Annotated in this window: 18 protein-coding genes, 1 tRNA gene and 4 pseudogenes; 17 read left to right on the top strand and 6 right to left on the bottom strand. The window is 58.9% G+C overall.

The genetic code is table 11. The features are described from left to right. Nucleotides 1-14: 14 nt before the first annotated feature. The 10 genes and pseudogenes from AC1DM5_RS31635 to AC1DM5_RS31590 form a co-directional block, all read left to right on the top strand. Entirely contained in the window at nt 15-794 is a 780-nt protein-coding gene (locus tag AC1DM5_RS31635; RefSeq protein ID WP_113322346.1) for a DeoR/GlpR family DNA-binding transcription regulator, read from the top strand. Beyond that, entirely contained in the window at nt 791-2197 is a 1407-nt protein-coding gene (locus AC1DM5_RS31630; protein WP_477822719.1) for an FGGY-family carbohydrate kinase, read from the top strand. Before AC1DM5_RS31635 ends, AC1DM5_RS31630 begins: the two co-directional genes overlap by 4 nt. Further along, the gene (locus AC1DM5_RS31625; protein ID WP_477976564.1) at nt 2194-3738 is read left to right on the top strand and encodes a sugar ABC transporter ATP-binding protein; all 1545 of its coding nucleotides are present in this window, start codon (nt 2194-2196) and stop codon (nt 3736-3738) included. Before AC1DM5_RS31630 ends, AC1DM5_RS31625 begins: the two co-directional genes overlap by 4 nt. A gap of 31 nt (nt 3739-3769) precedes the next feature. Further along, nucleotides 3770-4753, top strand: a complete 984-nt coding sequence (locus AC1DM5_RS31620) for an ABC transporter permease subunit (protein WP_477976562.1) — start codon at nt 3770-3772, stop codon at nt 4751-4753. A gap of 65 nt (nt 4754-4818) precedes the next feature. Further along, nucleotides 4819-5757, top strand: a complete 939-nt coding sequence (locus AC1DM5_RS31615; RefSeq protein ID WP_477822717.1) for an ABC transporter substrate-binding protein — start codon at nt 4819-4821, stop codon at nt 5755-5757. 77 nt (nt 5758-5834) lie between these two features. Continuing rightward, the gene (locus AC1DM5_RS31610; protein ID WP_477822716.1) at nt 5835-6734 is read left to right on the top strand and encodes a sugar phosphate isomerase/epimerase family protein; all 900 of its coding nucleotides are present in this window, start codon (nt 5835-5837) and stop codon (nt 6732-6734) included. Between the two features lie 173 nt (nt 6735-6907). Beyond that, on the top strand, nt 6908-8173 hold the full coding sequence (locus AC1DM5_RS31605) for a metallophosphoesterase family protein (RefSeq protein ID WP_477822715.1): 1266 nt from the start codon (nt 6908-6910) through the stop codon (nt 8171-8173). 1 nt (nt 8174) lies between these two features. After that, nucleotides 8175-9395 (top strand): ATP-binding protein, encoded by a 1221-nt coding sequence (locus tag AC1DM5_RS31600; RefSeq protein ID WP_477822714.1) that lies wholly within the window; start codon nt 8175-8177, stop codon nt 9393-9395. A 154-nt stretch (nt 9396-9549) separates the two neighbouring features. Continuing rightward, on the top strand, nt 9550-11676 hold the full coding sequence (locus AC1DM5_RS31595; protein WP_477976560.1) for an ATP-binding protein: 2127 nt from the start codon (nt 9550-9552) through the stop codon (nt 11674-11676). 73 nt (nt 11677-11749) lie between these two features. After that, nucleotides 11750-12043 (top strand): annotated as a pseudogene (locus AC1DM5_RS31590) (IS66 family transposase); the annotation flags it as partial. Between the two features lie 431 nt (nt 12044-12474). Here AC1DM5_RS31590 and AC1DM5_RS31585 read toward each other — a convergent pair. Beyond that, on the bottom strand, nt 12475-15324 hold the full coding sequence (locus tag AC1DM5_RS31585) for an ATP-binding protein (protein WP_477822712.1): 2850 nt from the start codon (nt 15322-15324) through the stop codon (nt 12475-12477). Between the two features lie 367 nt (nt 15325-15691). Here AC1DM5_RS31585 and AC1DM5_RS31580 point away from each other — a divergent pair, with 367 nt between their 5' ends. Then, nucleotides 15692-17416: a PAS domain-containing sensor histidine kinase gene (locus AC1DM5_RS31580; RefSeq protein WP_477822711.1), complete on the top strand. Its 1725-nt coding sequence runs from the start codon at nt 15692-15694 to the stop codon at nt 17414-17416. A gap of 189 nt (nt 17417-17605) precedes the next feature. After that, nucleotides 17606-17956 (top strand): DUF1330 domain-containing protein, encoded by a 351-nt coding sequence (locus AC1DM5_RS31575; protein ID WP_477822710.1) that lies wholly within the window; start codon nt 17606-17608, stop codon nt 17954-17956. A 95-nt stretch (nt 17957-18051) separates the two neighbouring features. Here AC1DM5_RS31575 and AC1DM5_RS31570 read toward each other — a convergent pair. Together AC1DM5_RS31570 and AC1DM5_RS31565 are read right to left on the bottom strand one after the other, a co-directional pair. Then, nucleotides 18052-18174 (bottom strand): annotated as a pseudogene (locus AC1DM5_RS31570) (ornithine carbamoyltransferase); the annotation flags it as partial. Next, a pseudogene (locus AC1DM5_RS31565) lies at nt 18168-18545 on the bottom strand (IS110 family transposase); the annotation flags it as partial. The pseudogenes AC1DM5_RS31570 and AC1DM5_RS31565, both read right to left, overlap by 7 nt. On the opposite strand from AC1DM5_RS31565, the pseudogene AC1DM5_RS31560 reads away from it, so the two are divergent. The 5 genes and pseudogenes from AC1DM5_RS31560 to AC1DM5_RS31540 form a co-directional block, all read left to right on the top strand. After that, nucleotides 18545-18745: pseudogene (locus AC1DM5_RS31560) on the top strand (DUF1214 domain-containing protein); the annotation flags it as partial. The pseudogenes AC1DM5_RS31565 and AC1DM5_RS31560 sit on opposite strands and share 1 nt — an antisense overlap. A gap of 122 nt (nt 18746-18867) precedes the next feature. After that, nucleotides 18868-19161, top strand: coding sequence for a DUF982 domain-containing protein (locus AC1DM5_RS31555; protein ID WP_477822709.1), 294 nt, complete (start codon nt 18868-18870; stop codon nt 19159-19161). Nucleotides 19162-19629: 468 nt separating this feature from the next. Continuing rightward, nucleotides 19630-19707 (top strand) — tRNA-Met (locus tag AC1DM5_RS31550). A 112-nt stretch (nt 19708-19819) separates the two neighbouring features. After that, nucleotides 19820-20134, top strand: a complete 315-nt coding sequence (locus AC1DM5_RS31545) for a hypothetical protein (protein WP_477976558.1) — start codon at nt 19820-19822, stop codon at nt 20132-20134. Between the two features lie 93 nt (nt 20135-20227). Further along, nucleotides 20228-20482 carry a hypothetical protein gene (locus tag AC1DM5_RS31540; RefSeq protein WP_477822707.1) on the top strand — a complete coding sequence of 85 codons (255 nt, stop codon included), beginning with the start codon at nt 20228-20230 and terminating at the stop codon, nt 20480-20482. A gap of 146 nt (nt 20483-20628) precedes the next feature. Here the strand turns inward: AC1DM5_RS31540 and AC1DM5_RS31535 are convergent, their stop codons facing one another. From AC1DM5_RS31535 to AC1DM5_RS31525, 3 genes are all read right to left on the bottom strand, one after another. Next, nucleotides 20629-21015: a hypothetical protein gene (locus tag AC1DM5_RS31535; RefSeq protein ID WP_477822706.1), complete on the bottom strand. Its 387-nt coding sequence runs from the start codon at nt 21013-21015 to the stop codon at nt 20629-20631. 47 nt (nt 21016-21062) lie between these two features. Continuing rightward, nucleotides 21063-21257, bottom strand: coding sequence for a hypothetical protein (locus AC1DM5_RS31530; RefSeq protein ID WP_477822705.1), 195 nt, complete (start codon nt 21255-21257; stop codon nt 21063-21065). Between the two features lie 404 nt (nt 21258-21661). Then, on the bottom strand, nt 21662-22935 hold a 1274-nt coding region (locus AC1DM5_RS31525; protein WP_477976556.1), incomplete at its 5' end, for a CocE/NonD family hydrolase.

Genomic DNA, 22935 nt, shown 5'->3' with positions numbered 1-22935 from the left:
AGTGGAGGACTGTCTTGAACGATTCCGATCGCCATCGCCTGATCGCAGAAATGCTTCGCGAGCGGCCCTTCGCGTCCGTGCGTGACCTGCAGAAGCGGCTTGGCGTTTCCCCTGCGACAATCCGAAGAGATATCGATAAGCTTCACGACATCGGAATTGCTCGAAAGGTCTACGGTGGGATATCCGCTAACGAGTCATCGACCACCGCGCGCCTTTCTGCTCGGCCATATGACGAAAACCGCGACATTGCTGTTGATGCAAAGCGTGCGATCGCTGAGATGGCCGCGGGTCTGGTGCGAGACGGGGACTCGATAATCGTCCATGCGGGATCGACCTGCTATCAACTCGGTCTGCAATTGGCTCGCCGCAACGTCCGCCTCTACACGAACTCCATGCCTTTGGCCGCATATGTCGGCGAGCACGGGACTTGCCATCTGACCTTGGCCGGCGGGGTGCTGTATCGAGAGCCCGGAATTATCCACGATGCGTCCGCCGGCGCGCCCGACTTCTTCGCCTCGCGGTTCTTCCTTGGCACTCAGGGTATCAGCAGCGAGGGACTTCTGGAATCGCACCCGTTGTTGACGAAGGCGATTGGGGAGTTGAGCGGTTGTGCGGACGAAATCGTGCTTCTGGCAGATAGCCGCAAACTCTCGATTCAACCGCGCAATGTCGTTCTCCCGCTTTCCCGTATCGGCACGATCGTCATCGACGACGGACTGTCGGACGTCGGAGCAAAGATGCTCGAGGATGCGGGGGTTACGATAATGATCGCGACGGTCGGAGGTCAGCCATGACGCCACCAAACGCGATCGCGGTCTTCGATCTCGGCAAGACCAACTCGAAACTCTTCGTGTTCGGAGCGGATGGCTCGTTACTTTCGGAGACGCGAACGAAGCCGTCATGGGGCGAGTACGAAGGTTTTCGCGTGCTCGACGACGCCGCTCTGTTCGGCTGGATGAAGACCGCGCTGACGCGTGCGATTGAAGACCACTCGGTCGGACACGTCATCTTTTCCGGTCATGGCTGCACATTTGCGCTCGTTGAGGAGGATCACCTGGTGCATCCGATCCTCGACTATGAACAGGAACCTCCTGCGTCGCTGGGGGATCGCGTCGACATGTCGATCCCGGCTTACTCCGAGACATATTCTCCAAGGCTGCCGCTGGGTTTCAACTACGGGCGGCACATGCTTTGGCTGGAGGCCGTCAAGCCCGAGGCGCTGAGCCGCGCCGATGCTGTTCTTCCCTATCCCCAGTTCTGGTCGTGGAAATTCTCTGGCCGCAAGGTGTCCGAGGTATCTTACATCGGCTGCCACTCTCACCTTTGGGCACCGCTGCGTGGTGATTTCAGCAGTCTGGTCGATAGTCGAGGTTGGCGTGAGAAGATGCCCGCTTTCGAAAAAGCAGGCGCTGTTTTGGGCAATTGGAACCTCACGGACGGAACGGGTGAGGCGCGCTCCGTCAATGTCCACAATGGCGTTCACGACAGCAATTCGGCCCTCTACTACTATCGTTCGGTTGGATTCCAGGACTTCACCCTCGTGTCGACCGGGACGTGGGTCGTGATCTTCAATTCGGCATGCCCGCTCGAAGCGCTGGACGAAGATAGGGATATGCTCGCGAACGTTACGGTCGATGGGAAGCCAGCGCCGACGATCCGTTTCATGGGCGGCAGAGAGTACGATCGCGCCAGTGGCGGCTGGAACAAGCCTGTGAGTCTTGAGGCACTGTCTCGGGTAATCGCAAAAGGCGTGTTCGCATTGCCGTCGTTCGCGCTGGGCGGCCCGATGCAGGGCTTCGAAGGCCGGTTCGTGGGACCGGAGGTGGAAGGCGAGGAGAGGGCGGCCGCCGCGCTTCTATACGTCGTTCTCATGACCAGTCTGTCCCTCGATCTCATACGGTCCGATAACGCGATCGTCATAGACGGTGGCCTAGTCAAGACCGGGTTGTTTGCCGAAATACTCGCCCAACTGCGGCCCGCGCAGCCGATCTTCACCAGCGCGACGGCGGAAGGCAGTGCCTTTGGTGCCGCGGCTCTCGTTTTCGACACGATGGGCCTAGAGCCGTTCGCAAATGAGACCAGTCAGGTAGCGCCGGCGCAAATCTTTGGTCTTGAAGCATACCGCGACACGTGGCGAACACTAGCTGAGATCGACGGGCCGGAGGCGACCCAGCCAAGGAAGGAGTTCCACGCATGAGCGCGGCAAACACCGAAACGCAGGCACCCGTCCTGGAGATGCGCAATATCAGCAAGGCGTTCGCAAGCACCAAGGCTCTTACCAACGTCTCGCTGACCGTCTATCCCGGCGAAGTCCATGCCTTGATGGGTGAGAACGGCGCCGGGAAGTCGACGCTGATGAAGGTTCTGTCCGGCGCCTATGTTGCGGATCCTGGCGGTGCTGTCCTCGTCGACGGAAAGCCGATCGTGTCCGGCGATCCGATCAAGGCGAAGGCAAATGGCATCGCGGTCATTTATCAGGAACTGTCGCTCGCGCCGAACCTGACGGTTGCGCAGAACATGTTCCTGGGCGCCGAGCCGTCGCGCTATGGTGTCGTCGATAAGGCTGCGGCACGCGCCCGTGTCGAGCCAATCCTCAAACAGCTGGGCATTAACTTCGGACCGTCACAGCCCGTGGCGACGCTCTCGTTGGGCGAACGTCAGATGGTGGAGATCGCGCGTGCCCTGACCACCAACGCGAGGATCATCGTCATGGACGAGCCGACGACTTCGCTGACCTCCAGGGAGACGGAACGCCTTTTCGAAGTCATCGCGGGGCTTAAGGCGCGGGGCATAGCGATCATCTACATCAGCCATAGAATGGAAGAGATCTACGCGCTCGCAGACCGCGTCAGCGTGTTGCGCGATAGCGCCTACGTCGGCACGCTCGAGCGGGAAGAACTGTCCGCCGACCGACTGGTCTCGATGATGGTCGGTCGCGATCTCTCCACTTTCTACAAAAAAGAACACCGTGCACCTGTGCAGCCGGCCAAGACGGTCCTTTCAGTGAAAGATGTTGGTGATAGCCGCCGCGTTCTCGGATGCTCGTTCGACGCAAGGGCAGGCGAGGTCCTCGGCGTCGCGGGCCTGGTCGGGTCCGGTCGGACGGAACTCGCGCGTCTTATTTTCGGGGCGGACCCGAAAACGACCGGCACGGTGTCGCTAGAGGGAAAAGAGCTGGCTATTGCCGGACCTCGCGACGCGATGGACGCCGGGATCGCCTATCTTACCGAGGATCGTAAAGGCCTCGGCCTGTTCCTCGACATGACGATCAACGAGAACATCAATATCGGTGTTATCGGCAAGGATGCCGGTCCTGGCGGCATATTGAACTTTGCCGCGGCCAAGGAGCGTGCCGCCCGCGCGATCAAATCGCTTTCCATTCGCACGTCGAGTGCAAGCATCAATGTCGGCGCTCTGTCAGGTGGCAACCAACAGAAGGCACTGATTGCGCGTCTTCTCGAAACGAAGCCCAAGGTCATCATCTTCGACGAGCCGACCCGCGGCGTCGATGTGGGTRCCAAGTCAGAGATTTACCGCATTATCGACGAGCTCGCGCAGGCTGGCATCGCGATAGTCGTGATCTCAAGCGACTTGCCGGAGATCATTGGCATCGCTGATCGCGTCCTCGTCATGCGCGAAGGGCGCATCGCGGGCGAAGTTCCGGCGACGCCCGAGCAGCCAATCAGCCAGGAAGCCATCATGGCCTTTTCCACCGGGTCGGCATCGAAAGTCGCCTGAAGCCGGACAACAAAGACGACGGGATAAAGATATGACCTCGACATCAACCGATCAGCCAAACGCCGGCAAGGCAAGATTCAGATCGACGCTCACCGCGCTCGGTATGTTGCCTGTGCTCGTCATACTGGCTATCGGCTTTCATCTGTTGAGCGGTCGCTTTCTAAGCGTCAACAACCTGTCGATCGTCATGCAGCAGGCATCGATCAATACGGTTTTGGCTGCCGGGATGACCTTCGTGATCCTGACGGGCGGCATCGATCTGTCGGTGGGCTCTATTCTTGCTGCCTCGGCCATGGTTGGCGTGATCGTATCCCTTTGGCCGGACGTCGGCATGCTGGGCATTCCGGCTGCGATCGGCGTGGGCCTTGCATGCGGTGTCGTCAACGGAACGATCATCTCTGCGCTCAAGCTTCCACCCTTTATCGTTACTCTCGGCTCGCTGACCGCGATGCGCGGGATCGCCCGACTTCTCGGCGGCGACACGACGGTTTTCAATCCCGACCTGCCATTCGACTTCATCGGAAACGGCAGTTTCCTCGGCGTGCCGTGGCTGGCTATCATTGCGCTGGCGACGATCCTGATCTCCTGGTTCATCCTGAAGCGCACGGTATTGGGGACTTGGATCTACGCTGTCGGCGGAAACGTGGAGGCAGCACGTCTCACCGGGATCAAGGTCCCGCTGGTGCTGCTCTTTGTCTACTCGATGTCGGGTCTGCTCTCGGGGCTTGGCGGCGTGATGTCCGCAGCCCGCCTGTATGCCGCGAACGGCCTGCAACTTGGTCAATCCTACGAGCTCGACGCGATCGCGGCCGTCATTCTCGGCGGAACCAGCTTCGTCGGCRGTGTCGGTTCGATCTGGGGCACGCTGATCGGCGCACTCATCATCGCGGTGCTGTCCAACGGCCTCATCCTCGTCGGCGTTTCCGACATTTGGCAGTACATCATCAAGGGACTTGTCATCATCGTGGCCGTAGCGCTCGACCGCTACAGGCTCAAAGGACTTAGCCGCACCTGACGTGCGACTGGAGGAACCGGGGTTGCCGGATAACGGGGCGCAGGAAGCGCCATAAGGAGGAAAATATGCGCGTGATTTCGAAACTGCTCGCAGCGACCGCTCTGGCCGCAGCCATCGCAATGCCGGCAGCCGCCAAAGACCTGGAGAAGATCGGCATTTCCGTCGGTCTGCTTGGCAATCCGTTCTTCGTTGCGACCATCAAGGGCATCGAGGATCGCGCCAAGGAAATCAATCCGAACGTACAGGTCACCTCGGTTTCGGCCGACTACGACCTCAACAAGCAAGTTTCGCAGATCGACAGCTTCATCGCCGCAGGCGTTGACATCATCATGCTGAACGCCGTCGACGCCAAGGCGATTGCTCCGGCCGTCAAGAAGGCCCAGGCTGCAGGGGTTATCGTTGCCGCCTTCGACGTTTCGGCTCCGGGCGCTGACGTCACGGTCATGACGAACAACATCAAGGCAGGTGAAGAGGCGTGCCAATACATCGTCGATCAGCTTAAGGGCAAGGGCGACGTCGTGATCATCAACGGCCCTGCTTCGTCCTCGATCCTCGACCGCGTGCAGGGTTGCAAGAACGTGCTCACGAAGAGCCCGGACATCAAGCTCCTGTCGGACGACCAAAACGGTCAGGGCTCGCGTGATGGCGGCCTCGCAGTCATGCAGGGCCTGCTGACGCGCTTCGACAAGATCGACGCCGTCTTCGCCATCAATGACCCGACGGGCATCGGTGCCGAGCTTGCCGCCAAGCAGCTGAACCGCAACGAGTTCTTCATCACTGCCGTCGACGGTGCCCCAGATATCGAAAAGTCGCTCGCAAGCGGCAATTCCATGATCAAGGCCTCGGCTTCCCAGGACCCGTACGTCATGGCCGGCGACGCCCTCAAGATGGCTGTCGATGTTCTGAACGGCAAGAAGCCGGCGGAGAACACCGTCCTGCTCGACCCGAAGCTGATCACTGCTGACAACGTCAAGGATTACAAGGGCTGGACCGCAGCCCGCTAACGTTTCCTCCCAGGAGCTCGCCGGCGCCTTCGGGCCCGGCGAGCCTTCGCTTCAATGAAATTCAGGATATCAGTGTCATGTCCAAAATCGGCGTCCACTCGTTCGTCTGGAGTGCTGGCTCGTCTCGCGATGAGCTTGAGCGTACACTTACCAGATCGCATGAACTTGGCTTTAAGCTGGTGGAGTTTTCCTATCTCGATCCAAAGCTGGTCGACGTGAAATGGCTCGCGTCCCGCATCAGGGAACTGGGCCTCGACGTCGCGGTGAGCATGGGTCTTCCGACCGATGGTGACATCTCCAGTGATGATCCGTCGGTGGTCGCCAACGGTGAGGCCATACTCGACAGAGCCGTTGCGTTGGTTCGCGATCTAGGTGGCACAAAGCTCGCCGGTATCCTGAGTTCCTCGCATGGAAAGCAGGAGCATGCGTTGTCCCGCAAGGGATGGGAAACGAGTGTTACCACGCTGTCGCGGGTTGCCGATCGTGCGAAGGCAGCCGGTGTCACTCTCAATCTCGAAATCGTCAACCGCTTCGAGAGCAACATGCTCAATACGGCAGCCCAAGGCCTAGCGTACATCAAGGACACAGGTGCCCCGAACGTCTTCCTGCATCTAGACAGCTTCCACATGAATATCGAGGAAGCAGACGTCGGACTGGCAATACGCAATGCCGCCCACAAGATCGGCTATGTCCACATCGGCGAAAGCCATCGTGGTTATCTCGGAACGGGCAACATCGATTTTGCCGCCATCTTCGACGCTCTGGTCGCCATCGGGTGGGACGACTACGTCACGTTCGAATCCTTCTCAACGGCCATCGTTGACAAAGATCTGTCGTTGAAGACGGCGATCTGGCGAAACCTTTGGGACGACAATGTTGCTTTGGCCCGACATGCTCGCCAATTCATCGAACTCGGTTTGGAAACCGCACGCCTTAAGGCCGAACTCGTGAAGGATGCTCACGCGCCACCCGCGTAGAGGTCTCGAACAAAAGGTATGGAGCAGGTCAGGGCCCGAGATGGCAAAGCCCTTGCGAGCATTCCTCACAGCACCCAGCTTTTTTTGGGGATTGCCGGAACAAACCGAGAATAAAGGCTGGCGCGGGCAAATTGTAAGGGCTACGAAGATCGACCAACAGATGAGGCTCTGCTTTGGTCTATCGATTCATTCACACCGCCGACATTCATCTCGACTCCCCGCTGCGGACGCTAGCCCTGCGCAACGCGGAGCTTTCCGAGCTGATCGGATTGGCGACCCGACGGTCGTTTGTCCGCATCATCGATCTATGCCTTGAAGAACAGGTAGATGCGTTGGTCATCGCCGGCGATCTCTACGATGGCGATCAGACGTCGATGAAGACCGCCCGATTTCTAGCCGAGCAGCTTGCGCGTTTGCATGAAGCCGGCATCAGGGCGTTCATCATTCGCGGCAACCACGATGCGCTCTCCAAGATCACGACGGAGCTAGTTATGCCGGACTCCGTCAAGGTGTTCGGTTCCGTGGCCGAAACCATTGCGATAGACCGAGCTCCCGGCCGGTTCCCAGTTGCGATACACGGACTGAGCTTTGCCAAGCCGCAAGCGCCCGAAAGCCTCCTTCGACACTACGCAGTTCCTGTTCCGGATACTGTAAACATCGGCATAATGCACACCAGTCTCGGCGGCTCGGCGGGACACGATCTGTACGCTCCATGTAGCGTCGCCGACCTCCGCCAAAGGGGTTTTCGATACTGGGCACTAGGCCATATTCACAAGAGGTCGGCAGTCGAAGACTCATCATCGGCGATTGTTATGCCAGGCATCCCTCAAGGGCGCGACATAAACGAGGACGGTCCAAAGTCCGTCTCCCTCGTTACGATACGGGATGACCGCTCTGTCGTTATCGAAGAACGCCACACCGCTGTCGCACAGTTCGGGAGGCTGGTCGTCGATATCTCCCGAGCGAATGATTGGAAAAATGTCGTCCTCGAGGCTAAAGGCTCATTGGAACGCGTTTCTTCAGCAGTGTCCGCTGACCATCTTGTTGCACGCGTCGAAATAACGGGAGCCACAGAGCTCGCATGGCGCATCCGGCGAGACGCCGACCTTCTCCGAACCGAACTAGAGACACACGGTGCGACGATCGGGAACGTCTGGATCGAGAAAGTCGTGACGTCGCCGGTCGCGCCCAAACGGGATGATGCGCGGCCGAGCGCGCTCGACGAACTTGCAGCGATTATCGACAGCGAGATCCTCGGCTCGACCGAATATCGCGACGAGGTACGCTTGATCGCCCATGAACTGCGGGTGCAGCTCCCGGCCGAGCTTCGTGAGATCTTCGGCAAGGACGAGGCGTCTTTCGAGAACTTGTTGGCGCAATTTGCCAAGGACGGTGCGTCGCAGGTCTTGGCGCGTCTGCGCGGCGGCGAGGGAGAATAGCGTGCGCATCAACCGCCTCGACCTAACGCGTTATGGCAAGTTCACGGACGCCGTCATCGATTTCGGATCGCGTCCCGTCGGATCTCCAGACCTCCACGTCATCTACGGTCCGAACGAGGCTGGGAAATCGACCACGCTCGATGCCATGCTCGATCTGATCTTCGGGATCGGCAATACGACCAAATACGGATTCCAGCACCCCTATAATACCATGCGCTTGGGGGCGAACGTTCATGTGGGAGGTCAGGACAGGGGCTTTGTCCGTATCAAGCGGCCGCAGAACAGTCTGCTCGATCGTGAAGAGCGCAGCCTCGCCGACACGGAGATCCGGGCCGACCTTGGCGGAATAGATCGTGACGCGTTCTCGACAATGTTTTCGCTGGATGACATCACACTCGAAAAAGGTGGTGAGAGCATTCTGGCAAGCAAGGGAGACCTGGGCGAACTGCTCTTCTCCGCCAGCGCCGGGCTTTCCGATCTCAGCCGCCAGCTCCTGACGATCCGCGGGGATGCAGACAGCTTCTACAAGTTTAGGGGACGCAGCAGCCAACTGAGTGAGCTCAAGCTGCGGTTGACGGAGCTGAAGCAAAAACGCGAAGAACTCGACCTCCAGGCCACCGAGTATCGTAAGAGGTTGGCTGAACTGCAGCGCCTCGACGGTCTCTACAATCAGGCTTTGACCGAGCGTGCGAACACCCAGCGCCAGGCTGACGAGATCAACCGTGTCCTACGAGCGCTTCCGACGATGCGCAGGCTTACCGGGCTTCGAGGCCAGCTCGATGCCCTCGAGATGGTGTCCGATCCACCGGAATCGTGGAAGATCGAACTCCCGGAAATCCGCAAGGGTGAAATCGAAATCCGCGTCAAGCTGGACGAGGTTGCCCGTACTATTGCGGAGATCGAGAACGAGATTGACGGGATCGCCGATGACGCTCTCGCTCTTGGCCTCGCGGCCCGCGTCGCCGATCTCACGAAAACATTCGAACCCAGATACCTGACGGCGCAGGTCGATATCCCGAAGCTCACTGGCCGGGTCGCTGAACTCTCTGTCGAAACGCTCCTTCTGCAGCTAGGCAAAGCCGACGAGAAAACGCCTGCGCGGTCTGGATGCGGCGACCGTCGGCAAACTCAGATCCCTCATCAGCGCCAGGTCCGGGGTCGAAGCTCGTCGCGCTTCCGCGGAGGAAGAGCTTATCCGTTCGGAACGCGCCCTTCAGGATGAGGGCAACCGGATTACGCTCTTCGAGGAGTTTCGCGATCCTGCACGGATCAGGGCTTTCGAAGTCCTTGCGGCGACGGTTAAAGCTCTGCCGAAATCCGACGACGAGGTCGCGTTCCGTTCCCTGATGCGGCGGCGCGAGAACGCGGATCGCGTATTGGCGGAAAGCCTTGCGCAGCTGGTTCCCTGGGATGGCAGCCCGGCCGACCTGGCGGCAATGAGCGTACCGTCGGCCGCAAAGCTGAACGATTGGAAGAGCCGATACCAGGACGGCCGGGAGCGGACGAAGACAATCCGCGCCGAACTTGAGCGCCTTGAGCCGGACGCCAGACGGATGGACGCGGAGATCCAAGTCCTCCGCGCTCAGGCAGGGGAGATCGACGAACCTTCGGTCGCGGCTAGCAGAGCCGCCCGTGAAAAAGCATGGGTTGCACATCGTCAGGCAATGGACGCGCAATCGGCTGACGCTTTTGAGCATGCCATGCGAGCGGACGATCACCTCGTTTCGCAACGGCTCCTGCATTTCTCAGAGGCCAGCAAGCTGGCGCAGTTGATGATGAGCCGAGCATCCACGGGTTCCGATATCGAAACAGCGCGCGAGCGCATTGAAGCGGCCGCGCGTTCCCTCGCGGAGCTACGGGCAGAGATGTTCCCAGCGTTGGCATCGATTTCGTCTGGTGCCGATTTTGGCGTCGATCCCTCAGAACTGGAAGAATGGTTGCGCAAAAGGACCGTGGCTCTGAGGGCACGTGACGATCTATCGGCCATCGACCAGGAAGTCGCGGAAATCCACGACAGGACCCAGCAATCGAAGGAACAGTTGCTTGCGGCTATCAAGGCAACGGGCCTGCCCGCCGGCGGCGGCGTCGATCTGGCAACGCTGTTCGCAGCCGCCGAAGAGGGCCTCGATGCCTTCAACCTCGCCATGGATCAGGCAGACCGTTTGGTGCGACTGAAGGAGGATAACGCCGCGCGTGCCCGTGCGATGACCGATGCGTTGAAAGCCGCGCAGGAATGGGACGCCACATGGTTCGAGCTTTGCAACGGTTGCTGGTTAGGGGAGGCGTCGATCCTCCCAGACGTAGATGCGGTCAACGGGATTCTCGACGTTCTCGAAAAACTAGCTTCGGCAATCGAAGCCAAAGATAGCCTCGTCGATCGAATCCAGAAGATGGAAAAGGATAGCGCTCTGTTCGAAGCTTCAGTGTTCGAATTGTGCGACAGCCTGGAAATCCCGAAATCCGCTTCTCTTACGAAGCTTACGCGGACGATCACCGACCGCATCACGGTTGCAGAGCGGGGCAGGGAGCAACGGGAGACGCTGGGACGCGATCTCGACAAGAAGCGAGAAGAAGAGCGCGAATACCTTGTCACCAAGGAGGTACTCGATCTTCAAATAGGAAAGATGGCAGCGTTCTTCGACTGTACCACGCTGGATGAGGTCGAGACCTTTATCGCGCTTTCCTCGAAGCGGCAGGCGCTGCGGACTTCCATTTCTGACGTCGAGCAGGAACTCACCGAGATCAGTGGTGCGAACGATATCGGTGACGTCGAGGAGAGGCTCGCGTCGGCGAATAGAGAAGAATTGGAGGGCCAGCTAGCTTTGCTGATGCCACTCCTCGAAGACCAGGACAGAAAATGTCACGACGTCTTCCACGAGCGCTCCACCATGCAGAAAGCGCTCGACGCCATAGGCGGCGATTCCGTCGTCGCGGAAATCGAGGAGCAGCGGCGCACCATTTTGCTGGAGATCGAAGAACGCGCCGGGCGCTACCTCGAACTTCGCGTGGGGATTACCGCCGCCGAGCAGGCGTTGAAGCTCTTTAGAGATCGGCATCGAAGCGGGATGATGACAAGGGCGTCGGATGCGTTCAGGACCATCAGTCGCGGTGCCTACACGGGTGTCGCCGCCCAGCCCGGCAAGGATGGAGAAGTCCTGATCGCGGTCTCGGCGAACGGCGGTTCGAAGATCGCCGACGAGCTGTCCAAGGGCGCACGGTTCCAGCTCTATCTCGCGCTTCGGGTGGCGGGATATCACGAGTTCGTCGCCAATCGCGCACCCATTCCGTTCATCGCCGACGACATCATGGAAACCTTCGATGACTTCCGCGCCGAGGAGGCCTTCCGGTTGTTCACCGAGATGGCCGGGCGTGGGCAGGTAATTTATCTGACGCATCATCAGCACCTGACCGAGATCGCCAAGAAGGTTTGCCCGAGCGTCCGGCTACATGATTTGGAGACGATTCAATCGGCGAGCCGGCTTGGTATGATTGCGGCCGAGTAGAAGGGACCTGGCAACAGGACGCAGCTACGATGAGCTCCGAACCGGATTACCGTCCCATTGCGCCATCCACTAGAAGCTGATCGAGATCACACGCACCGGCTCGGCTCCGATTGCCGAGGAAGGCGGAAAGCGGATCAGCGAACTCCATCGCATCGAGGCCGAGCTGCGTGGTCTTTCCCCAAAAGCTCGATTGGCCGGAAGACAAGCACGGTCCGCGCCTTCGATCGCAGACATGCGGACTTGGCTCACCCATCATCGTGCGCGCGTCGCTGGCAAGTCGCCGCTCGGCAAATCTCTCGCCTACGTCGCCAAATACTGGGAAAGGCTCTGTGTCTACTTCACCGACGGTCGCATCGAGATCGACAACGCTAAAAAGAACTCGTTCTAATTGACCTCAACCAGCCCTTCGTTTCCCCGAGCGAGAACTTCAACGGCGTCGATCACTCGATTTCGCAATCGTTGTTCAATCACACGATCCGAAACTTCTTCATCCATATCGAACCCTCCGTTGAGCAGTCTCCTGCCAAAACAGTAGTGGTCTTCGTGGAGGGCGCAATGTTAGCTTGCGTCGCTGTGTTGCCGCGCAGCTCATGCGGCGATAAGCAGATTTACCGATGACTTGGGTCAAGGTGCGGCGGCACGCCGCTTACGTAAAGTGTTTAGCCTTTCGCGACAATTTACGTGGGTGTCAGCGGGTTAGCGCATTCCACGGCAGCAGCCCGTCGATGCTGCTCTGTTCTCAAGTTGAGATTAACCAGCATGCCGTTCTAAGTCGATGGCGGCAAAATTCCCGCCGACTCAGTGGGCAGGCCCGTTCTTGAGAAGTATCTGTCGGGCCGCGATCAGGTCAGATGTATCGAACCCCTCCTCGAATTTGGCGTAGACGCGACCGAGCAATTCTTTGGCCTTGCTTTCTCTTCCCATGGATCGCCATAGCCTGGCAAGCGATATGGCCGACCTCAACTCCCAACTGTTGGCAGACTGTCGAACGGCCTCCTCCATCGACAGCACCAAAAAGCCTTCGGCCTGCGCCAGGTCAGGGTCCGGCTGGGCGAGCAAGATTTCTGCTCGTGTCCGATAGATGTCGGGAAGCCAAACGATTTCGCCGATCGCGTCGGCAAGCCGGTGGGCTTCCTCAGCAATGGTCCGGGCTTCCGCGAAACGACCGAGATCAGCCAGACCCTTCGCGAGGAAGCAGGATACCGACGAGGAAACGATGTTGTAGTTCTCTGCTTTCAACGCCTCAAGAGAGGCTCGCAGCAACACTATTCCTTGCTCGCTCCGCCCGGTCTCCACCATGATCTGGCCGTTTAGGGCAGCCCCGAGTGTCTTGAAGGCCTGAAGCGAATATTTATCCGCCTGCGCCAGAAGTATCTCAACGGCGGCAGATGCTTCGCCGAAGTTACCGCACCAACAGAAAACCGGGATGGAATAGGTCAGGGCTACGCAATAGGACACATGATGGCTGTATCTGGAAATTTCCCTGATCGTCTGTCGAGCGACCTGCAGGGACTGGTCTGGGTACCCGACGAGCCACAGCGACCGGGCCAGCATGAAGCGCCCGCGCGCTTCCGTGAGCAGGTCGAGTTGAATTGGTGCGGCCTGTGCAGCCAGTTTAAAACCATGCCGGCAGTGCCTGAGAGCGCCCGCCTGGTCGCCCGCCTGATGACACGCCACTCCGAGCATGAGCTCGGCGGCGATCTCGTCCTCCACAACTCCGATTTTCTGGGCGATGCCGGCCGCTCGGTTGGCCGCATCGACCGCCGCGCCCGCGTCTCCCCGTCTTGTAAAGAAGATGTTCAGGTCGGTCAAAAGGTTCAACTGCCGCCGGTTGTCGCCCAACCGCTCCGCGAGGTTCAGAGCCGCCTCGATCAGGAACTTCGTTTCGTCGCGGTTACCCAGTGTGTACATCGCCGATCGGGCAAGTGCTTCGGACAGGCGCAAGTCCAGTGGCGTGCCCTTTGCATTCGGTTCGATGATAGCGAGTGCCCGCGAACACCACCTTTGACACTCGCCGTACTGCGAGAGGTCCATCAACAGAACCGCGGCGCTGGCGGAAAGATCAACGGCGACAAGCGCGTCCCCACTATCGGAAAAGCACCATGCAAGCGCTTTCCTGATGTTTCCCAAATGTGGGATGAAGGACGACATGGTCCGGGCATCGTGGATCGCAGTTTCGACGGAAAGCGACTTCAGGAAATGCCTGAAATAGTTTGCGTGTCTGTGTGAAATGACGTTGACGTCCTCCCGCGACGCAAGTTTGCTTCCGGCGTAGGAGCGAGTTGTGTCGAGCAACCTGTAAAACAGGTAGCCACCGATGGGCGACACGAAAATCAGCGACTTGTCGACCAGCGAGGTGATTACGAGGCTGGTCTGACCAACGGTCCATCCATGCTCGGCTGCTACTCCGTGCGCTGCCTCGACGCTGAACGGACCCGCGAAGACAGACAACCTGAACAGCATCGTCCTCTCGACGTCGGAAAGGAGGTTGATGCTCCAGTCAAGCATCGCCTGCAAGGTCTGATGCCTGGGCAATGCGCTACGCCGACCCCGCAGATGAAGTTCGGCACCGTTTGCTAGAAGCTCGGCCGTCCCGCCGATACCAAAGGTGCCAACACGGCTTGCGGCAAGCTCAACTGCAAGCGCGATACCGTCCAAACGGCGGCACATGTCGGAGACTTTAAACATCTCGTCATCCGTTAGCTCGCTGTTGTGGCCACTCGCACTGGCACGTTCCAGGAACAATTGAACCGCAGGAAAACGAACGACTTCTTGTCTGGAGAGGTTTCCTTCCGGCGGAACCTCGAGCGGCCCCAGCAAAAAGATCGTCTCGCCGTCGGCCCGCAGGGCTTCCCGGGAGGTGGCGAGTACGTAGACCGTCGGCGCATAGGCGTGTATGCGGTCGGCGATCTGCGCGACCGCGACAATCAAGTGCTCGCAACTGTCGAGTACGACCAGGCAATTCTTGGAGGACACAAACGCGAGGATTGCCGGTTCGGCGTTCGGTCCCTGAACGGCGCACCCGAGAGACGACGCTATCGCGCTCGGCACGTCCGCCTCGTCGGCAACCGAACTGAGATCGACAAAGAAGACGTGATCCTCCCCATATTCTTGCCTCATTTGGTCGGCGACGGCGACCGCAACGCTGGACTTCCCGATCCCACCGGCACCTACAATGCTGACGAAGCGCCGCTCCTTGAGACGCTGCCTGACGCTGGTGACGGTCTCTTCTCGTCCGATGAGGGTTTCAAGAGGCGCGGGAAGTTCATGGCGCATGCCAGACCGCGATGATGCAACCGGCAACGGGATCGCAGCCCTGGCCATTCGGATGAGAGGGGCTACGAAACAGTAGCCTTGTCCTGCGACGTTGACGATATACCTGTTGCCGCCCTGTCCGTCCGCTAGAGCCCTTCGCAAGATCGAAAGCTGCGTGCGCAAATTGGCCTCTTCGACGACTACGTCCCTCCAGACGAGCTTCATGAGTTCGTGGCGGCTGACAACCTCCCCGGCCCGCTCGATCAGACTAATCAAGATGTCCAAGGCGCGAGAACCGAGCCGAATGTCTTCAGCGTTTCTTGTCAGGATTCTCTCATGGATGTTCAGCTCGAACGGCCCGAAATGTACGATGCCGCCCTGGTCGTAGTTCATCACTTCGCACAAACCCTATGCATCGATTTACAACTATTAACATAGCACGACTCCCACAAATGGCGGAGTCGCGCGATGGTGTTCAAAAATCAAAGCGTTTCCGCCAAGAGACGCCAAAACGAGGTAGGACATGCCGAGAACAGTTGTTGACGGAGCATCCGTTGAACGGAGTGAGAAGAGTGTTTTCGGCTTTGGTTGAGGAAGACAGCTATGATTGAGGAGGTCTCTCCAGCAACGGGTTACCCGCATCTGTCAGCAACCGCCATCAAACGGTCGCACAGTTAGCCCGATGTTCAAACCATCCGAAATCGCGGAGGAACTGCCTGCGCTGGCCATAATTTTGGACCACGAAGGGCATGCAATCTACTTGAACAGGCACTGGGCACGCGTTACGGGCGAGCACGGCTCCTCCCTGCTCGGCGACCGCTGGAAGTCGTTCCTGCACCCGGCTGAGGTTTCCGTTCTCGCGGGCTTGCCCTCCGGTGATGATGACCAAGCGGTCGTGCGCGTGCGTGCTGGGAACGGCGAATTTCGTTCGCATCTCTTCAGAGCGTCAAATGTCCACCAGGGTCGCCTCCTTGTCGGAATGGATGCTCATAGCGTTATCGTCTCGAAAATCGCCGGCGAGGAAACGGCCGCCGATTTTGAGCAGACGCTCGACCAGGTACCCGCGATGATTTGGCGCGCGAGGCCTGACGGCTTCCTCGACTACGCCAACAAACGATGGCTTGATTTCTGCGGCCTGACCCTCGCTGAGGCCATAGGTTGGGGTTGGCGCAACGGGGTGCATCCCGACGACCGGGAGGGCATAGAGACCTACTGGCGCGCTATGCTCGTCAGCGGCACCGAGGGAAGCTACGAAGCCCGCGTCGGCAATGACAAGATCGGATACCGCTGGTGCCTCAGCATCGGAACGCCTCGACACGACGAGAACGGCGCTATCTCCGCCTGGTACGGAGCGATTTTCGACATCGAGGAGAGAAAGGCGGCAGAGACGTCGCTGCAACTGAGCGAGGCCTATCTCGCGAACGGGCAGGTACTCAGCAAGATCGGCACCTTCGGCTTCGAGATTTCCACTGAAAGGTTGTTCTGGTCGGACGAAACCTACCGGATACTCGAGTATCATCCGGGAACCCGACCGTCGCTGTCCCTCCTGGTATCGCGTGTTCACGAAGACGACCTTTCGGAGTTCGAGCGGTTCCGCGCGGAACTGCGCGAGCGCAGGGCGAAGATCGAGGCGACTTTCCGTCTTTCGTTCGATGACGGCAGGATCAAGCATATTCGGGTGCTCGGACAGCTCACCTCCGCCGGGGGAGCCGCCTACACCGCCGTGATCATGGACGTCACCGCCGAGATCCAGAGCGCCGAACGCCTCAAGCAGAGCGAGGCTGAGATCGCCCATGTCGCCCGTGTCGCGATGGCCGGGGAACTCACGGCCTCGATCGCGCATGAGGTTAACCAACCTCTCGGCGCTCTGGTCGCCAGCGGCGGAGCGCTGCTACGCTGGATCGAACGCGATGAGCCGGATGTCGAAAAGGCTAAGGCAAACGCCAGACGGATGGTCGGCTATGCCCGACGGGCAAGTGACATCATCGCGCGTGTCCGAACACTTTTCGAAAAGGGCGGATCGACGTTCGGTAAGGTAGACTGCGTCAAACTCCTATCAGGGGCGCTGTCCTATGTCGAAGCTCCGGCCCGTCGAAGCAAGGTCGAGGTTGATATCGACATCGCGCATGATCTGCCCAACATCAACGGCGATCCCGTTCAGCTTCAGCAGGTCATCATCAATCTGATAATGAATGCAATACAGGCGCTTTCCCACGACGATTTCAGCAGCCGGATCGTCCGCGTGTCGGCGCGCCTTGACCACGATGAGGTCGTCATTTCGTGCAGCGACAACGGACCCGGCTTTTCCGGCGATGGCGAAGCATTCTTCAAGCCCTTTTACACGACGAAGGAACACGGAATGGGAATGGGTCTCGCCATCTGCAGATCAATCGTCGAGGCGCACAACGGGAAGATAACCGCCAGCCAGAACCCGCCGGGCGGCGCGACATTCGTCGTCCGCCTGCCGAGCATTTCACCCAGCTAGTACGGGAGACTTCTGATACCCGACGTAACGAGCGATGCAAGTCTTGCCTCCCGGAAGGTCGGCCTGAGGAGGTTTCAACACTCAACAGGCGGCTGACGGCAGCATCAGATTGACTTTAAACCGAGCAAGGCCAAGGCGCTAGCACGCGCCCTGGCAATTCGTAGAAATCAACAACCATAAGGAACCACGATGCCAACCTACCTCGTAAATCATCTGAGGATTCCGGGCGATGTCCCGAACATTGATGCCTTGAACTACCTCGACCAAGTTGAGGCAACAGTTGCTCCCTATGGCGGAAAATGGCTAGCGCAGGGTCCAGGCGACGTAATCGAGGGCGCTTGGCCTGGCGCTGTCGTGCTGATGGAGTTCCCGACCCGGGAGGCGGCTGACCAGTGGTACAACTCGGCGGCTTACACCGCCCTTCGCGCTCTCCGGATCAAGAGCGCGATCTCCGACATAGTCTTGATCGATTCTTTGCCGGCAGGATTCACCATTAAGGCGTTCGCGAACAATATCCGTGCGGCTATGAAAGGCGAGTGAGGTCGCGCGACAAGGGGTTAACAAAACGACATTCGGGTACAACCAACGTGTCGTCTGCAGGCTCTTTTCGATCCGAAGCGGTCAGATCAGTAGAGCTAGGGACGCGAGACAAGAAACTCCATGAGCGCGTTCTGAGCGTGCAGCAAGAACGCCTTCGCTGGGCGGCTTTGGCAAGCCTTATGCAACATCGCATCCGCTGTTACTTCCCGGCCTCTTGCAGTGCTATCTGATGCGCCGGATGATCGAACCACTGCTCTTGCAGCCAGCGCAGATACCGCATCGTCCAGCCTTTCTTGCGCGGATAGACGTGCCCGTGCTTGAGCATGAAGGCACTTACCTGTTGCCGATGAACCCGCAACGTCTCGACAGCGGCAGAGCGGGCGCGAACGAGATCTCGCATAGCTTCGTGACCCTCGTCGGGAACCCAGACCGCCGTGAGCTCGCCGGCCCTCAATAGCCGGGCGAGCGCAAGCGCATCTCGGCGGTTCGTCTTCACGCGGTCGCCAGGTCTCCTTGGGATCCACGACGGAGCTACAACCATGCAGTCATGGCCCAGCGAGCGGATAAGACGGTAAAGCCCATAGCCAGTCGTTGACGATGTACGAACTTCCCCAGAGCCTGCTGGTTGCCAATCCGATCAACCGCTATCTGCTAAACTCGCCGATGCTCCCGCAGTGCGTGAAGGACGCCGACGGTGGCCTGACGTTCTATGTCCAGAACAAATCCCCTGGCAAGGAGAAGGAACCGAACTGGTTGCGCGCGCCCAAAGGGCCGTTCATTACTTTGATGGCCCGTGACCAGCGGGAACCCTGCGGCCCACCTTTCATGTTGGCGCCCTAAAACCGCCTTGAAATCTCGACGTCTGCTCCTAAATTTTGCGCCGTCAAACGCGCTTGAGAAAGGAGATGGCGATGGCGAACACCCTGTTTGGCGCTCCATTGTTCCTGAAAAAACGACACTACATTCAGGAACTCGCTAGCCTCGAAGATGCCTTCGACATGCTTGACGACTGGCCGGAAAACGAACGAGATGCTACCTTCGAGATGCTTGAAAAGGCCTGCCGTATGGCGGCTCAAGGGATCTTCCCTTTGTCAGCGATCCGGGAAAACCTTCGTCGGTTTCTGATAAAACGGCACATGCTGGCGAACATCGACGAGGTGCCAATTGTCGCTAAGCGCTCAATTGATCGCAACATCGGTTCGTGATCTCAGCACGCCCCGTCGCCGAGGCGGGTTTTGTCGTAGCCCGCATTGGTGGTGGCCGCATGAAGGCGTTACCGCCCTTGGCTAGTGCGCCGCTGGTCGACGATGCGCCCATCTCTTTGACGGATTGCGATCTCGTAGCGCACGCCGCGGCGGACTCCGCGATAGGTAAAGTATCTGCCGCGGCAATCAATTTGACGGACGCCGCGAAAGCCTCGAGTACGAAGCAGCCGCGCACCCTGAGGGCAAGATATCCCTCGTCCGTGGTTTAGGCTGCTGCCCGAGCCGACGATAACCTGAGCGCTCGTCGCCCGGGGAACCGCGACCGGTGAGACGAAAACCGCCAGAGCAAGCGCATATCCAAGTAGAGCCTTGACACTCATAATCATCCTCCTGGTTACATCGCGAGAAAAGTCAGGACATGATATAATCGCTTAAGTTGCACTTTCGCGCAAGAGGCGGCCGACCTCATGTCGGAGTAGAACAGCCCGGTAGCTCGCCAGCCTCATAAGCTGGAGGCCGGAGGTTCGAATCCTCCCTCCGCAACCAAAACCAGCCCGCCCGGTTCGCCGAGGCGGGTGTAAACATGAACGGCAAGTTCACATAACGTTCATCCCCGTAAGAGCATGGTCGCCCACATTAGAAATGGAAAGGCGTAACCATGAATAGTTTTTCTCGCATCGGTACTGCTGTAGTTGCTGCTGTTATCGCAGCATCTAGCTTTGGCATGGCCTCAGCCGCCCCCATGGCGGCTCAGCATCCGCAGGTCGCTTCGAGCGTCGAACTTGCGCAGTACCACCGCGACGACCGCCGCCGCGAATATCGTCACGACCGCCGGGACCGTTATGAACAAGGGCGCGACCGCCGCGGCTACTGGAACGGTCATCGTGGTTACAGGGACTACCGCAAGGGTTATCGTCGCCACAGCGACGGCTACTACTACCCGCGGTCTGTGTTCCAGCTCTACATCCGCTAAGCGGTTTCAGCTCCTTCGACAACCCCGTCAGAAATGGCGGGGTTTTTTCGTTCCCGAGTCAGGCGGTATCCGGACCAACAAGGAGAAGACGCCATGAGCGTACAGGCAATGTTCTACGCGAAGGAAATCAACCATCGCGCCACTACCAATCCCGGCGACGTCAATGTCGAAGTGAAGATGTCCGCTGCCTTCGGCGCCTACCTTCGCGGCCTTCCGGAAGGCAATGAAGACTGGTCGAAGTATACGCCCTCGGGTGAGCTTTCCATGACCGTCACCAACCCGGCCGGCATCGAGCAGTTCGAACCAGGCGCTGTCTATCGCCTGACATTCGAAAAAGTCAGCCAGTAATCGAGGAGGGGAGCGTCATGTCGAACTGGAAGCGGGCGCTCCTCATCCTGGCGGTCGTTGTAGCTGTTTCTTGCGTGGCTGCCGCTTTCCTCACGGCATGCCAGTCGTATCAGCCACCCGGTGAGGGGATCTGGCGGGCGCTGTAACTATCCCGCCTTGGTAATGTTGTTGGAAAACCATGTGCTTGCATGTTCGTTTGGCGCTTTTGTCGCCCAGTCTGATCCGGGCTTGATTTCAACGATGACAAGACCGTCGTCAGAATCCATCTCGTTGGCCAAGATTTGTCGGATAGCGCTGGCAGGTCCGACAAGGCTGCCAACCCAGAGCGACTTCAGCGGCGAGATGCACTTCATGGTTCGAAGTGTCTTTATCAGACCCTCATAGTTCCGGACTTTCCGGAGGTCGTAGCTAATCATGTAGTGTGGCATTGCCTGCTCCTGTGTTGGTTGCAAGCTGAGCAGGACAGATCCGATTGAGTCGCGGAAGAGAAACGGCAACTTGACGGTGTGAAAGCCTGAGATCCAGCTTTCCACGTTGTTCGACTTCTCCACAGGCAGGCCAAGGAAGGAAAGGATCTTTCTCACGTGTGCCAATAGAGGCCACGAGCGCGCCAAACGGCGACGAGCTGCTCTTCAATCTCCTCTGGTGACCGATGCCCGAAGCGTTGGGCTAGAACTACGGAGAGAGCTTTCAGGTCCATTTCCCGAGGCGCTTTCTCCATTGCCCGGTCAGCTCGGGCCGCGATCTCGGCTATCAGTTCGTCATCATCGTTCATTGAATCCTCCCAGGGTATCCCAATGCCACTTCTGAAAAATGCACGGCATGAGAAGTTCGCGCAGGAGTTGGCGAAAGGCAAGTTCTGGTAGTGGCGGGCATGTCTAAGCGACCAACACCCCGGAAGACATGCTCGAAGACACGAGCATCCGCTTTGAGCCCGCCTTTGATCTCACTGAATGGGCTCGGTCATGACCTTCATCGATCAGACCGCCGAATAGCCGCGCTCAACCTGCACTAAGATGGTCTCACCTTAGGAACCGCGCAAGGCAACTCCTTCCCGACTTAGCCTAGATATTGTCTTTCTCCACCTCAGAAGAAGGGAAAACAGCTCGAGCGAGTAACCGTCCGTTGCCGCCGGCTGATACATCGGATGCGCTTGGAGCAGCTTTCACACGCGTCTATCTACATCAGGTCGCGGGGGATACGCTTCTTCTCGAAAATCTTTTCGAAGATCCGCGTCTCGCCTTCATAGGCGATGACCGAGGCACTGATCACCCAATCCTTTGCCGTGCAGGATATGGCCGAAACCGCGACTGTGCGAACGAACCAGCCGGGGCGTTGCATGTCGCATGTCCATGTCGAGATGCCCGTCATCAACAATGGATCGTCGGGCGCGATCGACCAGATCTCTTCGCGCAGCTGGCGCGTGCTGAGCCCGGTGTCGGGATGCTCGAAAAGGCCGGTATCCTCGTGAATGCGGTATTCTGTTCGATTGGCGGAAAGCTCCCTGATGACCTGCCTTTTGGTTTCCGCCGGCGCATGTTCGATATATTTCGGCAGTGGATCGGGATTATCCGGCTCGTTCACGGCGATGAGGCGATGATCGGTAAGTATCGGCAGGGCAAGTTCGATTGAGGCCGTATCGATGACAAGGCCGGGATTAGTCGGCGGCGGCAGGATCATTGGCCAATAGGCCGTCGAAAGCGAAACGCGAATGCGATGACCGGCGCGAAAGCGATAGCCGCAAGCATCGAGCAGCAGGCGCACCGTCGTCCGCTCTCCGCTCTTCACGGGTTTGGGCTCGGCATTGCTATCACGATGAGCAAGATTGAGGACGCCGAAGGAAACGCGTGTCGCAGTACCGTCCTCATGCACGTCGACGAGCCGCACGCAGAGATTTGCGGTCTTCTCCTCACAGCGTAGCGCCACAGTAACAATAGGCTCGCCGAGATAGTCGTGATCTTCGACAAGTGGCGGGGTCTCGAATATGAGCGAACCGGCATCGTCCCCGCGCTGGTCGATGGCCATTTCGGCATCCGGTTTCAGCGTGAAATATTCCCCCGATGCCGTTCCGGTATCGAGCGGCGAGCGCAGATGGACCTCGTGCACCAATGCCTGCGGCTCGGCCTTACCTTCCTCGATCCGGCCCGACGAGCCGACGCGGAAGAATTGCATTGCCGGTGCGCGCCATGCGTCCATGGCGACCCAGAAACCGGGATCGGCATCGCGGCGCGTGGCAGGGCGCACGGCATCGAGAATATAGGCGCGAAGCTGCGGCGTGTTTTCCGCACCGTTCTCTTTGCCGCGCAGCCAGCGGTTCCACCAGGCGATCGCTTCGCCATGGAAATCGGCGCGCGGCTTTGGAAAGGCGAAATGCGGATATTTGTGAACCCAGGGACCAATCAGCGCCTTAGCTCCTGTCCCAAGCCCCGCGATCGCCTTCAGCGGCGTATTGG

Source organism: Rhizobium sp. 01T437, from assembly GCF_056398505.1.
The sequence above is the reverse complement of the archived record's forward strand: the minus strand, read 5'-3'. Positions and strand labels throughout refer to the sequence as shown.